The sequence below is a fragment of the Bacteroides neonati genome, assembly GCF_000499785.1.
GTDB classification, from domain to species: Bacteria; Bacteroidota; Bacteroidia; order Bacteroidales; family Bacteroidaceae; genus Bacteroides; species Bacteroides neonati.
On record NZ_HG726020.1, the window covers coordinates 504,508 to 519,005 of the forward strand.

Here is a 14,498-nt window from a genome sequence, read left to right on the forward strand (position 1 = left end):
AGACCGAATACTCAATCAAGAGGATATTTCGGTATTCATTTATTTTCTACTTTTCATTTATGTTTTCATAGGCTATCAAATTAATAAGATTAATATTTAATCATAGAAACGACTCTCTATGACTGATTGTGTCTATAATCTATCACTGTAATGAAGGCTTTATCCCTTGGTTTAGATTAGTTAATAAATGCAAAACACAAAAACATATTGATGAACAAATAAGAACATACGCCTAGGTCTAATCAAAATACACAAAGCATATCCGTACTTTAATCAATAGATCAAAATTAAAATCCTATATGTTTTTTGAACTATTCTAAAAACATATAGGATTCTTTTATTATACTACCACAATGGGTTTTGTATCAAGCTTGGTGACTTTTCAATTTCATCCTGCGGAATAGGATATAGATACATTGCCCTTACCCACTGATGCTTACGAGTAAGAACACGAGTAAAGAATGAATCCGGATCACCTGGTGCTTTATCTGAAGTACCAGACACATTCATTCCATAATAAACAGTCTGATCGGCTTCTTCTCCTACATCACAAATCATCCAGCGACGAATATCAAAATAACGCTGGCCTTCGGTAAACAACTCTACTTGGCGTTCTCGACGAATGGCATAAGCTTGTAACTCATAGTTTCCTATCACATTTACCTTAACACCGGCATCATCCAATTCACGATATCCAGGAATACCGGCACGACTACGCACTTTATCCAAATAGTCAATTATATTCCTATCAGAGGGGTCGACTTCATTACATACTTCGGCATAATATAAATAAAAATCAGCCAAACGAAGAAGAATAGAAGGACGCACATATTTTCTCGCATAAGAACCACTGTTATATAGTTCTTGGCAATTCTTTTTGTACAATAAATAGCCTGAATAATGTTCTCTCCCAGCGATATTATTAGAAGTATTTCCATTTACAGAAAAATCGACTTGCCAATTAGTAGATGGTTGAATATGCCAACTTTTACCTTGATAAGTAACCGCATGATAAAAACGAGGTTCTCTATTCACATACATATTAAACACCTTTTTGTCAATCTGTGGTTTCTTATACGCACATGGATTCTCAATATCAGTAAATCCTGTCTCATTGTACGTTGGGTCTTCTTTAATGTCTAATCCTGCCTTTGTGAAAAAGGCATCTACCATTTGTTGTGAAACACCAATACCTCCAAAACCGCCTAAAACGGCACTAGGTCTACAACGCATGTCCAAATCTTTACCATCATTAACACTAACTAAAGAAGTTTGAGATGTAGCCCAAATCACCTCACTATTGTAATCTTGCAATACCTTATAAACTGATTGGCTATAATTTTCAGAACCATCTTTATTAAAAGCTCGGTATAATTCATACTTCTCAGTTTCAGCAAACTTAAGGAATGTTTCAAGATGTTTTTTAGCAATATTCCATTTTTCTTTATTAGCTACTGGAAAAAGTTGTTTACCCTCCGTATCTCTTAGTGCCACGGCTTCTTGATAACCTCCATTAAACAATTTACTAGCAGCATATACCCATAGTTTTGCACGCAATGCTAACACGACGGCGCGGGTAGGACGGACCATTTCGTTCATATTCTCTTCAATTTCACCAATCTCATTCACTCTTCGTAATGTTTTGGGCAAGTAGTTCTCAGTCAAAATCTCTTCGTAAAGACCATCAATATATGCTACAGTCTCATCTACAGAGGCTCTGGGATAATCAAAACTAACCTGCGAATCATCAGAAATCCCAGTTAAAATTGGAATCGGGCCATACTGCTCAAATAATGAAAAATAGGAATAAGCGATAAAGAATTTAGCTTCCGATTTCATTCTTAAGATATCGGCCTCTTCTAATTTATCGTTGTCACTTGGTTTTCCTATAGGCTTTGCTCTTTCTATAAAGATATGTGCCTGTCTGATATACTGATAAAGAGGTCCAAAACGATGAAACTTATTGGTACTGGCATTAAAGCCGTTCAGCATTTCCAATTTAGCATCTCCCCAACAAACAGTTGTTTCACCACATAAACTAGCCCAAGGGTTTTGCAACCCATTAGGAGACCAAAATATTTGAGAATACTCCGAAATACAATTAAAAATATTGGCGTGCCAACGTCTTGTATAATTTACATTATCAAAAACCTCCTCGAGGCTCAAATTACTAGCCAGTTCGTCCGAAACATTTAAATAATCCTGACAACTAGCAAAAAGCAAGCTTACACTTGCAAAAACAGATATAATTATCTTTTTCATATTACTTCCTTGTTTATCATTTAAAAACCTAACTCAAGACCAATAGTCCATGTCCTATTGATAGGGTATTTAACCCCGCTACCAGCCGATCCTAACTCGGGATCCCACATTTTAATTTTATCCCAGACAGCTAAATTATTTCCCTGCACATACATTCGAGCTTTGCTCAAATGGAGCTTAGTCAATAACCTCTTGTCGAAGTTATATCCGAATTCTACATTCTTCAGACGAAGAAACCCAGCATTCCGATACCACCAAGTACTGGCCAAGTTATTGTGATCAAAATAATCGTTATGCAAACGAGGAAATATAACATTTTGATTGTCTGGATCAGAACTACTCCAGTGACTATTTATCGCAGTTTCTCTTACTCCCCCATCTCTAGCACGGCCAAAGGGAACAAATTCTCTAACCCCATTCAAATTCATTGAGGTATTATTTACTCCTTGAAAAAAAATCCCGGCATATATACCTTTATATTCTGCATTTAGACCAAATCCATAGACTAATTCAGGATTAGCAGAATAAAACTTGTGATCATAAGTCATATCGTAAGAATCAATTTTTCCATCCTTATTTAAGTCAACATATTTAATATCTCCAGGCGCTACCGAACTTGCCGGTATAGGTTGTCCATCTATTAAAGTATAGATCTTACTTCCATTTAAAGGATTTTCAGTAACCACAAAATCATTATTCGAATAAAGTCCTTCTGCAATGTAAAGCTTTGGTTTACCTAAACTTTGGCTCGTATAGTTCTGATAACCGTATTTTTGAGGAACTTCATCATATTCAGTTATTTTATTTTTCGCATAGGTTATGTTGCCACGAAAAGAAAGGTTTAGTTTATTAATACTTTGTCTCACCACCAAATTCCCATCAAATCCTTGGTTAACCATCTTTCCAAAATTTTGATAAGGCGTCTTTCTGAACCCAGTTACTTGACTCACCGTTTTACGTGCCATCAAGATATCGCTTCGCTTATTTTTAAAAATGTCAACACTTAGGTCTATTCGTCCTCTAAAAAGTCCCAAGTCCAAACCTATATTCTGCTTTTTTTCTATTTCCCAAGATAAATAAGGAGCAGCAAATGTATCCTCAATAATACCCTTGCCCGGGTTATTAGATCCCCCACCACCAGTACCACCAGCAAATCCAAAGTTATATCCACCAGCGTCTGTTTTTAACATACCTCGATAGGGGAAACGGACATTACTACCTACATTGTCATTTCCTGTTATACCATATGAGACACGAACTTTTAATTTATTCACAACATCTTCCATTTTCTTCATAAAGGCTTCATTACTTACATACCAAGCAAGTCCTATCGCAGGAAAAACACCATACCTATACCCTTTAGCAAAGTTTTCGCTTCCTGTCAATCCAAAACTACACTCTAATAAATAACGATTATCATATCCATAAGAAGTTCGGGCTACTACACTTTGCTTTCTGTATGGCAGTCCGCTTCCTTGTTCCTGTCTCTCTTTTTGCATATAAAGTGCCATTGCTGAAACATCATGTTTCTCTGCGAAAGTTCTTTGATAATCTAAAGCAGCTTCTAAATAAATACGTTTTTCCCCCCCCGTATCCGGGCTTCCTGGATCTGAAAGATCGGGTTGTCCCGCGGTTATCTGTATCATTTCCTTCTCTCCTTTATCATTCAATATCATATAAAAAGTTTCCGGTTTTTTCGTTCTTTTGGTTGATGAATCATAATTTGCATCGAAACTACCGATTAACCGTACAGATAATCCTTTTGTAACAAAGTCAAGTTTTTGCTTCAGTGTTACTTTAGACTGGAGAAAAGCTTGCCAGCTTTTCTGATAGCCAGATTCATTTAACAAGTTATATGGATTTCCATTAGTCCCATTTTCCATTTTGTCATCTGCAAAAGTTCCATCAGAAAAACGAAGAGGAAATCTATTGGGAGCCCAATAGAACATATTCGTAAAAATTTTATCGGTACCTGCACCCGGTACACTTTGATCGCGATACTGCCCACTGATATCGACTGACAAAAGAGTTGTTTTAGTTACATCCATATCAATGTTTGAACGTAGGTTATAGCGCGTTAGCCCGATATTAGCATCATATTTATCAATCGCTTTTGAATCAAACAGTCCATTTTCATGATAGAAAGAACCCGATACAAAGTAACGTACCTTTTCAGCTCCTCCTCGCAAATTCAATGTGACTCGCTCATTAAAAGTATGTTCTTGCAAAAGGCTTAAAAAATCAGCATTGGGATAAAGATCCGGATCAGCTCCCGTTCTATACATATCTACTTCTTTATCCGAATAAGGATTCGCGTAATTGAACGTAGGATTTCCTGCCGTTTCCCAGCTCGCTTCATTGTATAGATTAACAAAGTCATAAGAATTCATTAGTTTAGGCAAACGGGTCGGAGTTGACATACCAAACTCAGCACGTACATCCAACTTTGGTTTTTGTGATTCTCCTCGCTTCGAAGTAATCAACACAACACCATTAGCACCCTCTGCTCCATAAACAGCTGTAGCTGAAGCATCCTTAAGAACGGTAAATGTTTCGATCTCATCTACATCAATATCATTCATACGCCGTGGTACCCCGTCTACCAAAACTAAAGGTGAAGTTCCGCCTGCAAAAGAGCTAACACCACGGATCCAAAACTGTGAATCATCTTTACCCGGCTCGCCCGAACGCTGAATAGCTAATACACCGGCTATCTGTCCTGCCAGATTATTAGTTAGGCTTCTGTTAGGCATTGATAACTCTTTAGCCGTGATGGTGTTCATCGAAGCCACGACACTACTCTTTTTCTGCTGACCATAAGCTATCACCACAACATCATCGAGCCCGACTGAAGATTCCATCATACGAACATTGATGGTTGTTTCTTTTTTAACCACTTTTTCTTCTGTATTATAGCCGATATAACGAAACACAATGGTAGCTCCTTCTGCAGCTTCAATAATATAGCGACCATCAATGTCTGTTATCACACCCGTGGTACTGCCTTTAACTGACACTGTGGCACCAATGATGGGATTTCCATCAGCATCGGTTATCAAACCTTTTATCTGATAACCCTTTTTCTGTTGCACTCCTGCCAATTTGCTGTTTCCCTCATTTGTTTTCTTAGCGATTGCAATATAGTTGTCTATTTGCTTGAAAGTATATCCGTCACCCAATACAGCACTCAACGCTTCTTGGATATTGGAGGTTTTGATATTGACGGAAACTATTGATTTAACAGCTAGTTCTTCATTGCTATATGCCAACCTGATACCCGACTGTTGAGATATAGCATCCAATACTCTCTCTAACTTGGTAGCCTTAAAAGATATATTTAAAATGTAGTGTTGCTCAAAAACAGAGTTAACAGCCGACAGTTCTAATGAAGTGTAAGAAAATAAGCTGATAAATAAAATTATTAAAAATGACCGATTTAAGCTTTTTTGTCTTCGCAAAAAGCCTTCTATTCCATGTTTATCCATAAATTTGTAGTTTACAGGTTAATCTGATTTTTTTCTTTTTTGATCTGTATCTAAGGGGTAGCATCTTGTCCATACTATCCCTTTCTGTGTTTCATACTATTAGATGCTATGTCATTCTGCCCTCCTTTGTCTTTTAATGTTAATACTATTTCCAATCCTTTCAAGCTTTACATCAGATGTATAGTTGATTATTTCGAGTAATCGATCAATACCGATCGTTCTATCTATTACGAATGAGAAGTGCCTGTTCTTTAGAGATTCATCTTGATAAGTTACAGAAAAGTCATACCAACGTTGAAGTTTATTCATAATTTCTTCCAAAGGGATGTCTTTAAATATATATTCTCCATTTATCCACGAAGTGAATAATTCAGTATCTACTTCGTTTACAGTCATCTTCTCGTCCTCTTTATTGTAAACACATTGTTCGGAGGGAGTAATCAGTCTTGGAGTGCCATTATGAGGTAGTATAGAAACAGAACCTTCGATCAATGTAGTACAGACTGTTTTATCTGTGCGATAGCACGACACATTAAACGAAGTTCCCAATACCTGCACATCAACCCCATTCGTTTTTACGATAAACGGTTTCTGCGCATTCTTTGCCACCTCAAAATAGCCCTCTCCGGACAAAGTAACTTCGCGTTTATCGCCTGTAAAGTGAGTAGGATAAACTAATTCAGTTTCTGAATTGAGCCGAATGCAAGTACCATCAGACAAAACCAATTGATAGGTTTTTCCTTTCGGTATAATTAAGTGATTGTTTTGTACTAGCTTCTCTTCATCAATATTGCCCGATTGATAAGTAAGGCTGTTAGCTGCTTTATTCTTAATAAGCACGTCTTTTTGTTGCATCGAAAAGGATTTGCTATTTAATGCAATCTTCTCTCCATTATCTAATAATAAGGTAGGCTCTTCATAAGCAGATATATCAACCGGCATAGTTTCTTTGACTGTAATACGCTCTTGATAATACTGCCATCCAATAGAAGAAAGTACTATAAACATGGCTGCATAACCAACCCAGGCTTTTAGGATACTTCGTCGTTTCTTGATAATTGTTTGTTGATGCACCCGCTTCCAGGCATTATCTACATCTACTTCTATACTTTGGGGGGAAGAAGTTGAAATCAAATATAATTGTTTTATTCTTCTATACTCCTTTCGATTCGCCTCAGATTCTTCCAGCCATGCTTCTAATGCATGACGTTCAGCATCCGTAGCTTCATTACTTAGCACAGAGAGAATGATTTGATGTATTTTAGCAGAGTTCATATTCCTTCTTTTTCTACAATGACAATTCGTAAAGAAGAAATGGGTAGGTAGAATCAGAAAAAAATCAGAAAAAATAAAAAAGAAAGTTCTTTGAGCTCCTCTTTCATGATGCGAAACGCCTCGCTAAGGTGATACTTTACAGTGTTGACCGATATGTCAGACACTTCGGCAATTTCTTTATATGTTAGCTCGGAAATACATTTTAGCAGAAATACTTTTTTTGTTTTGGGAGGAAGTTTATGAAGAGCCAACTGTACCTCTTTTTTATAGATAAAGTCATCTGCTTCCTCCCCATCGTATTCTAGTTGCTGCTGCCACTCTTGGGCAAGAACAGCTATTAAATCGTTTCTACAGTTTTCAGCTTTATAGTAGTTGATACAACTATTCTTTATTGAGCGATAGGCATAAGGTAAAAAAGTATCCGATGTAACAGAGAGGTGATTTTTTTCCCAGAGAGTAATGAAAAAACGTTGAACTATATCCTCTACTATTTGCTGATCGGCAATATACCGAAAAGCGTAATTGCAAAGAAAAGAGTAATATTCATGGAATAGTTTCTCAAAGGTATGTTCGTTTAGTGTCAGCATCGTATCTTAGTATATAATCCCAAAAGCTAAGCAGAGAACAAATTGCATATCTATCAACCACTTACATAAAAAAAGAATAAATCTACAATATACTATAGAGATCAAGGTCGACGGCAAAAGTAATGAAATAACTTCAATCCAGATCAAATATCTCCCAAAAAGTATATTATTTAATTTCCTTAGTTATATGCTAAGATACAAGCAACCAGAAACATTTTTATTTTAATTGAAAAAAGACAATGAATGCATCATTTCCTTTTTTTACTGCAACAGCTAAAACAAGCGGCTTACCATTCTCTTGGTAAACAAATGGTCGTTCCATTCGCTCTACCCTCATTACAGTACCATCTTTGAGCGGTATTTGTTTCTTGCACACTTCGTAATGCTTTGCTCGCTTCCAATGAATGCCATCTTCTGATGTAATGAGCCCCAAATAATCCGCTTTGTGCGCATGAAAAATGGCATAATAACGTTTTCTTATATTATCGTACCACATCGATACATCTTCGGTAGGTACATCGGCAAAAGCCGGTTTGTTTTCCAGAAGAAAAGGACCATCGGGATAATCAGAGGAACCAATGGCTTGTATAGCCCGTGGTTCGCTCGCTGTGATGTCGTCTCCTTTTACAATAATGTAATAACGACCGTCGTGCCCTTTGCAGACTGCCGGATTTACCGTAACAGTTTTGATAGCCCCATGAGGCTCTATCATCGGCTTGTCTCTACGCACCCAAGGCCCTTCCAAGGAAGAAGAAACAGCTACTCCCGTACGCTGGTTTGAGCGCAATAAAGGCCAATATTTGTGAGAATACCCTGTTTTACCAACCTCCAATAGCTGCTCTGCCGATAGTTTTTCAGATCCTGTATTGGTAGTAGTATAATACATATAGAATCGATTATCAAATTTTTCGACTTTTACATTATGAGCTGTTATCGCATCCCAAGCTTTCGGGCGGGCTTTCAATACAGTTTGCCCCATCTTATAGGGTCCTTCGGGTCGATTGGCTGTACTATGTGCTATCTCCGAATGTGTCAGCCAAGAAAAAAAACCGATCGACTTGGGCCAGCGAGCATAGAACAGATGATAGTTTCCTTCATCGTCTTTTATAATAGAGTTACACCAGTTGTAATACAAAGAATCACGTACAAACAAAGCAGGGTCGGCTGGCTGTATCATGGCAGAGAGGTTTAAATCATCTGTTGTTTGTACAGACGAATATGTAAGCTTGGCCGCATCGGTTTGTGCATAACCAACAGCGTTAGTAAACAATAATAGTACCCAAATGAATAAGAATCGTAACATAGATTTTATTTAAAAGTTTATAGATTAGGTGATATCTGATTACATACCTCCATATATCATGCATTTTAGTGTCTCTGCGACAGTATTCTGTAGTTCTATCTTTACATAGCTCGCATCAACTCCTTCAATCAAGGCACCGGCTTGATAACTTGTAATGGGTATTTCAGATATCTTATGTTGAAGAACAATCGCTTTCTTTGCATCCCAATTGATGCCATCTTTCGAGAAGGAGAGTGTTATTTCCGAGCCGAGCGTACTCTCTCCACACTCTACTTTCACTCCTTTCACCCGTTTGCTTTGAGATAGCTCTATCAATAAAGAATTACCGGAAGTGAGGCTTTTAGTCGCGACTACTTTCCCATAGACTTTTTCGTCAGCAAATAAATCGTTCGTTTTCTCCTTCGATTGCACATCCGAAAGCATCAGTTCCCTACTAGCTGTGAGTTCAATGATAACCGGTGAATCTATGGCTGCCATCTTTTGCATATCGATTTCAAAACCTCCCGGTACTTGCTTACTCATAATAGGTTGTCCGGTCAATACCTTACTTCCGATTATACGAATCCCATCCAAATCAGATAAAATGATTTTATTCGTTTCCGGTCTCTTCAGAATGTGCACATACACCTTGTTGCCATGGAAAGTGGTACCGCCCCAAGTGTCCGGCAGCCAAGGACCTCCATTCGTTTCATAAATGGAATGACCAAACTGTCTCAAATAGTTGCCCACACCTAAGAAAGAGTTCTTTTGTGCTTCATCCCACTCTCCATTCCATTTCATCCCCCAACTAAGCAATAGATTGCCATCGCCTATGGCTGTAGATTGTAGCTTTTGGAAAACAGTAAAGGCCGATTTTACAGGAGAAGGAGTGTACGACCATCCGCCGCAAAGCGTCATGCATGTTTCCCACGGGCGACGATTCTGAAACATACCGATCCGTTGCTCCGGTGTATCGTAATCACCCGGTACGCCTGTCCGATTATTGATTAAGATACCGGGCTGTAGGCTGCGTATCATACGCGTAAGTCTTTCCGCATCCCACATTTCGGCTGTAAACATACCATCCCAATAGTTAGCATCAAACCAAAACATATCAATTTTACCGTAATTCGTACATAGCTCACGTACTACATCAAACTGATAATCAATGTATTTCTGATGTTGTTTGCCGGCTTTAAGCGTTTGGCCGTCTTTCACCTTAAAATAGGGGGGAGTAGTTACTACATCAACCACTTCCGGGTCTACCGGAGCATAATAGGGATGGTACCAGTCGCGTTGTGAATAATAAATACCGACTTTGATTCCTGCTATATGACAGGCATCGACTACTTCACGAATAAAATCTTTTTTATAAGGTGAGTTTGTTGATTTAAAATCTGAGTATTTTGTATCCCACAGGTGAAAGCCATCATGATGTTTGGCTATGACAACCATATACTTCACGCCGGATTGTTTGATAATGTCGACAAGTTCTTCCTTACTAAACTTCTCTAAAGACAAGGAGTCGGCCCATGAAGTCCATACTTCGCGCGGAAACACTCCCCTCTTTTCTACCTTATCCGGCAATACACGCTGTGCCATTCCCCAACTCAACTCTTTCTTTTTAAAGGTACTCAATCCGAATGATATAAACATACCATATTTAGCTTCCTTGAACCATTGGAGCTCTTCGGCAGAAGCAAAGTTACTGCTATCCCACTCTTTGTCCGGCATCGAATGAACGAGATAGGAACTGGTTTTACTTATCTGCTCCAAATTACTACCTGGAAGTTCACTTTCCTTAATTGTCCATTGTGCTTGAGCTACTTCTACCATGGACAGGAGGCATAAAAGCGTTGTTAATTTCTTTTTCATACTATTTGGATATTCTGTGTTTTAGAAAAGAAGATCGATGTCGAATCTGTCATTCTCCTAAATTCTCAAATGTTTTCTTAGTCTCAATTTTGTCTGTTTCTACTTGTAGGGTATAATATTCAGCAGACAATAGTTGGTATTTCCGGAACATTTTACGAGCTAGCTCTACTTCATCACCCATTACTATCGGCGTACGGGCTTTGTTGTAGGTATGTATGTATTTCAACTCCCAATCACCCAAAGAACTATAAAACTCATTCGCTCTAAAAGATTCTCGTTCATGCGTTTGTGGTAATCCCTTTTCGATATATTCTTTACCGGACGTAAGGCAACTATCTATCATCTTGTAGAACATCTCCCAGCGCTTCAAATAATAGCCTTCGATAAGCCCGGTCCATTCTCGCCAAGAATAATCAAAGATAAGCGGATCGCCATCGGCTCCCCAAACCGTAACGAGCGAAGTAGCATCTTTCTCAAAGTAATTACTCTCCTCTTCGGTTTTCCCCCATTTCCTTGCATCGGTAAGCCATTTATCGAAATTGAACTCCTCTCTGGTTCGCAATAAAGCATCTACATCACCCATCAATTCTAAAAAACGGTTGCTATGGAGTCTAAATGCTTTTTGATCGCGTTTATAGAACGCTTCTGCCGCTTTTTTATGAATCGCTTGTCCCAGGTTCGACATCATTTGGCGCTGTACATCGACAATATCAAAACGATACGAGTCTGATTTTTTCAATTTGTCGGCCTCATCTAATAGTAGCTTTTCAGCTTTTATTAACAATGAAGGAGAGTAAGGAATCCCCAACCCGGCATTTGGTCCCGACTTTTTTACATTCAGCGCAGGACGAGCGGCAATAATAGAACTGCGTTCTGTACCATTCGTTCCCGGTTTATATGGGCCTTCTAAAAGGTACAACCAGGCTTGATGAGCCTTTTCGGAAGTTGCACCATAACGACGTTCGGCATAACGACGCAACCACTCCTCAATATCTATTCCGTTACGGTGTAAAGGCATTTCGAACGCAAGATCGTAATAAACCTGGTTTTGCTCGATACCTTCCATGAATAATCCGGATCCGCAAACATTGGGTGATTGCTGCGTAGCCTTAATATACTGATTGGCGGATACCAAGCGTAAGTCGCCATGCAAATTGATACGTCCGCCAAAGTTATGTAAATTGCCTGCTACTATAGGGTATCCCCAACAAGCATTCTTCTGTGCACTTCTATTTCCATTCAAATCCAAAATCAATAACCTGTCTTTAGGAACTGCTTTGACGATAGGTTCGCGTAGACTCCATGCCTGCATAGCCCATATAGCTTTTGAGTCGAATGATTTAATCAAATTATAGATGGAATGCCCCACAGCACTTAAATATTCGGGAGTATCAACCGGAGGTTTACTCTCATGAAAAGGATCTGCTGCATACACCCCATAGGTTCCAAAAAGCTTCTTTTCCTCTTCTAGAAAATCACGCCCGAAAGTAGTAAAGAGCGAATCCGTAGGATCTAATTGTGCAGCTCCTTTAAAGCCACACCAAGATGGTTGAATACGTATTTTTGCTTGAGGATATTTCTCTTTCAGCTCTCGAGGAACATAACCGGAGAACCCTTGTTGAATGGGTTGCATCCCCAATTCCAACTGACGATTGATAATCTGTTTTCCCAAAACAATATGCCGGTCAATCCAGGATTTAGGCAACAAACCATCATAGCCCTGTAGGTTTTGCATCCACTGCCAAGCAAAATATCCAGGTCCGACTAAGAAACGGCGAGCTTCTTCATCGCTAAACTTATGTTTTAACAAAGTATTGTACCATACGGCTTCCAATCCAACTACTGAGAGAGGCATATTAATAGAGTTCATCGCCATATAATCAAGTTCGCGTTCCCAGCGTTTCCAATCCCACCACGACGAGGTATAGCTCACCGTACAATAGTTCATATATACCCGATGCTTTCCGTTAATCGTATTGCGGACTTTTACTTGTGGCAAAGGTAGTCTTTTGGGTAAATTCAACTGATCTCCCATCCAAGACACCTGCGCATTACATGTATATTTTAGATATTGGTTATAAGCGGTAGCCAGTGCAACAGCATTGTTGCCTCTAAGTACGACTTTACCCTTTTCGGAGGCTATTTCGTACACATCCTTCTCTCTGTCCGAGGGTATTATCTCCAGCTTAAACTGCATACCATATCCAGGGGTTACTCTCTCTATCAAATCGTAGATGACTTTAATTGGGCGTTCGTTCGATAATGCAGGCAGACTGCTTAATAACAGGAAGAAAGCAAATAACTGTAGTTTCATTTTTTGGGTTTTTCAATAAAGCCTCCTTCTACGGGGAAGCAGTAATTAGTTGACTCTTCTTGAATAAATTAATGTTAAGAAAAAATAAGTTCTTCTCTTTTATGAATTTATTTTTCATACATTTGTATTATTCTGATTTTAAATATAGTACTCTCGCCCGTCGAAAAGAGAGAGTGATTTTCTATCGGATACTTAATCAGGTCAATACTCAGGCATTGACCTGATTTTTTATATTGCATTTATATTTACATAGGCTAACAAATCAACACATAAATCATTATCTTTACTTATGGGAACTCTATTTTTTTCTGACCAACACTTTATCATCCTGAATGGTGTAGCTAATCGGGGCAATAATAGATAGCAGATTCAGAATCTCTTCCTTAGGTTCGTCTCTGATAATCAAAGAATATGGAGATTTTAAAGAGAGACCCTTTTCACAAGAGATTTGAACTCCATACCAACGCTCCATCTTTCTCAAAATAGTGCCTAACTCCTCATTATCAAATACCATCTTTTTGTTTTTCCACAGTACATATTCGGCAGCATCTACAGACTCTACCATATACTCTCCCCCTTTCTTATTCAATGTCAGTTTCTGATTAGGGGCCAATATAACTTTTTTACTCCCCTCCAAATCAACTTCTACCTTACCCGACAATAAAATAACTTCAGAAATACTTTTCCGTTTATAGCTTTGCACATCAAAGTGAGTACCTAAGACCTTTACAGCAAGATTGTTCACTTCAACATAAAAAGGAGAAGCAGGATTATGAGCTACTTCAAAATAGCCTTCTCCTTCCAATTTTACTCTTCTAGCTCCCTCTTCAAACTTATCGGGATAAACGAGTCGGCTATTACTATTCAACCACACAGAAGTTCCATCGGGTAATGTAAACATCGTTTTATTGTTATCACCCGAAAAGCATTGATTCATCAAAATAGTCGGTGGCGTTTGATTGGTATGATGTCCTATAAAATAGCCTCCAACCGAACATAATACTAAAATAGCTACAGAAGCGGCTACTTTCAGTAAACCGGTCGGTAAGTGCCGTTGAAAACGAATTTTCTCGTATGCCATCACTCTTTCTTTAAATCGAACAAAAGCTTTTTTGTCCTCCAGTATATGAGGATAAGAGGCATTAGAAGTAAGCCACAAATCTCTAATTTCAAAGAAATATTTTTGCGACTCCTCCGATTGATCCAACCACTTCAAAAGCATTTTCTTTTCTTCTTCTGTGGCCGTTTCAGTTAAATATTTGAGTATGATTTCGTCCATATTTAGTTTCATTTATATGTATCACATCAATCAAGTCATTACCCCTCGGTTTGAAGCTCATAATAAATGTTAAACAACAAACAGACTATAGTTACAACAAAAAAAGATATTATCACACATTTTCATAACCTAATGTGAG

Annotated in this window: 8 protein-coding genes; all 8 read right to left on the bottom strand. The window is 38.3% G+C overall.

What is annotated here, in order from left to right:
- Positions 1 to 345 precede the first annotated feature (345 nt).
- Positions 346 to 2,262, bottom strand: coding sequence for a RagB/SusD family nutrient uptake outer membrane protein (locus TY03_RS05200; protein ID WP_042367987.1), 1,917 nt, complete (start codon positions 2,260 to 2,262; stop codon positions 346 to 348).
- A 20-nt stretch (positions 2,263 to 2,282) separates the two neighbouring features.
- Positions 2,283 to 5,747, bottom strand: a complete 3,465-nt coding sequence (locus TY03_RS05205; protein ID WP_042367988.1) for a TonB-dependent receptor — start codon at positions 5,745 to 5,747, stop codon at positions 2,283 to 2,285.
- A 111-nt stretch (positions 5,748 to 5,858) separates the two neighbouring features.
- A complete protein-coding gene (locus tag TY03_RS05210) occupies positions 5,859 to 7,022 on the bottom strand; it encodes a FecR family protein (RefSeq protein WP_042367990.1) in 1,164 nt (387 codons plus the stop codon).
- Positions 7,023 to 7,075: 53 nt separating this feature from the next.
- Positions 7,076 to 7,609, bottom strand: coding sequence for an RNA polymerase sigma-70 factor (locus TY03_RS05215; RefSeq protein WP_042367992.1), 534 nt, complete (start codon positions 7,607 to 7,609; stop codon positions 7,076 to 7,078).
- 217 nt (positions 7,610 to 7,826) lie between these two features.
- A complete protein-coding gene (locus TY03_RS05220) occupies positions 7,827 to 8,912 on the bottom strand; it encodes a glycoside hydrolase family protein (RefSeq protein WP_052332400.1) in 1,086 nt (361 codons plus the stop codon).
- 39 nt (positions 8,913 to 8,951) lie between these two features.
- Positions 8,952 to 10,766: an alpha-L-fucosidase gene (locus TY03_RS05225; protein WP_081713051.1), complete on the bottom strand. Its 1,815-nt coding sequence runs from the start codon at positions 10,764 to 10,766 to the stop codon at positions 8,952 to 8,954.
- A 49-nt stretch (positions 10,767 to 10,815) separates the two neighbouring features.
- The gene (locus TY03_RS05230) at positions 10,816 to 13,080 is read right to left on the bottom strand and encodes an alpha-N-acetylglucosaminidase (protein ID WP_042367996.1); all 2,265 of its coding nucleotides are present in this window, start codon (positions 13,078 to 13,080) and stop codon (positions 10,816 to 10,818) included.
- 298 nt (positions 13,081 to 13,378) lie between these two features.
- A complete protein-coding gene (locus TY03_RS05235) occupies positions 13,379 to 14,359 on the bottom strand; it encodes a FecR family protein (RefSeq protein WP_042367998.1) in 981 nt (326 codons plus the stop codon).
- Positions 14,360 to 14,498 lie beyond the last annotated feature (139 nt).

Coding starts and splice junctions, on each gene's coding strand:
- TY03_RS05200 (WP_042367987.1), bottom strand. CDS start 2,262: ATGAAAAAGATAATTATATCTGTTTTTGCAAGTGTAAGCTTGCTTTTT.
- TY03_RS05205 (WP_042367988.1), bottom strand. CDS start 5,747: ATGGATAAACATGGAATAGAAGGCTTTTTGCGAAGACAAAAAAGCTTA.
- TY03_RS05210 (WP_042367990.1), bottom strand. CDS start 7,022: ATGAACTCTGCTAAAATACATCAAATCATTCTCTCTGTGCTAAGTAAT.
- TY03_RS05215 (WP_042367992.1), bottom strand. CDS start 7,609: ATGCTGACACTAAACGAACATACCTTTGAGAAACTATTCCATGAATAT.
- TY03_RS05220 (WP_052332400.1), bottom strand. CDS start 8,912: ATGTTACGATTCTTATTCATTTGGGTACTATTATTGTTTACTAACGCT.
- TY03_RS05225 (WP_081713051.1), bottom strand. CDS start 10,766: ATGAAAAAGAAATTAACAACGCTTTTATGCCTCCTGTCCATGGTAGAA.
- TY03_RS05230 (WP_042367996.1), bottom strand. CDS start 13,080: ATGAAACTACAGTTATTTGCTTTCTTCCTGTTATTAAGCAGTCTGCCT.
- TY03_RS05235 (WP_042367998.1), bottom strand. CDS start 14,359: ATGGACGAAATCATACTCAAATATTTAACTGAAACGGCCACAGAAGAA.